The following is a 1,401-nucleotide window of genomic DNA, read 5'->3' on the forward strand; positions in this document are numbered from 1 at the left end:
TAACCCGCTTGTGACAAGCAAACACATATTTTTAATTAATTCAATACAAAAATAAAATGAATTATTCATATAAATCATTTTATTTTTATAATCACATTATTTTTTCAGTTTAAATGACAGCCACAAACAAGTATAATAACATTTTTTAAATTTGAGACTTTCAAAGTTATAATTCCAAAAATCATTTCTTGCATATAAAAAACATAATTGACATGTGAGAAAATAAAAGGCTTAAATATCTCTACTGAACAGCTTCAAGTGCCAAGAGCTGTCTCAACATTGGGGTTTGGTAGGATGTGTGATGATGTTCGGTTTCCTCCTTCATAAACGTAAAGATAGGGATGTGCACAATGGCTTTATCGTTACACTATTCACGGTCCCCGTCACGAATTGGGCTTTGGAGTTTTAAGAAAGGTCTCTTTAAAACAAACGCGTGAATATACAACAGAAATCGGGTTTTTTGGGCGTTCTATTTTACCTGACACATCAGAGAAATGCTTTCATTAGAAAATGAGAAAAATAAAGGTGTGAGATAATCTCCATTATTTAAAAGATATTGCTTTAGATAGCGTAAAACTGAATTTAAAAATAATTGTAAAGATAAGAACTGGTTTTCATCTTTAAAATTTCATCTTCTTCCCAAATTATATTGTTTTCTTGTTTTAAAGAATTAAAAAAAACAGAGATACACAATATCCCTGCCCCTATCTAGATACAAAAGCTGTTACACGCAGAAAATAATATTGCAAATTGGATAATAACAATGATATTTTTAGCTTATATATTACATAAATAAGATGCTTCTACCTAATGAGGCTTGTATTATTCTGTTTGCAAATATCATTGTGAGATGAATTTAAAAGATAATCAAAATATCTTGTTCATTACATTACATAAACATGCGTAAGTGGAAACGATAATCTATTTTCAAAGACATAGCTCTTAGACAAAAGCTAAAACTTTTATATTTCAGCCATATTTTATAAAGAATCGAATGATATGAATCTATAATTTGCTGGAATATGACTGCCTTATACAACCATCAATACAATCTATTTTATATGCCTATCATAGCATGTTTCTATTTTTCACGATTGGAATTATTTAAAAAAACAAGATATCATTGTATTTCATCCTTGAGGGCGCGGCTTAGTAATGTGTTTGCCGCTTCAGTTATGTTTTTACCACAATAGAGAATTTGATAAATTTGTTCTACAATGGGCATTTCTACCCCAATACGCTGCGCCAACGTATGTACTTCCCTAGTATTTAAGTACCCTTCCACAACCTGACCAATTTGTTTTTCCGCTTCTTTTATATCTATTCCTTTACCAAGAAGTATTCCAAAACGGCGATTACGCGACTGATTATCAGTACATGTCAAAACCAGATCACCTAAGC

General features: G+C 30.8%; 1 protein-coding gene. It reads right to left on the reverse strand.

Annotation, left to right across the window (positions count from 1 at the left end; genetic code table 11):
- Window positions 1-1,120: 1,120 nt before the first annotated feature.
- On the reverse strand, window positions 1,121-1,401 hold a 281-nt coding region (locus ACFIKE_RS10590), incomplete at its 5' end, for an NAD(P)H-dependent glycerol-3-phosphate dehydrogenase (RefSeq protein ID WP_375649857.1).

This window comes from Bartonella sp. MU70NMGDW (genome assembly GCF_042194085.1).
Lineage (GTDB): Bacteria > Pseudomonadota > Alphaproteobacteria > Rhizobiales > Rhizobiaceae > Bartonella > Bartonella grahamii.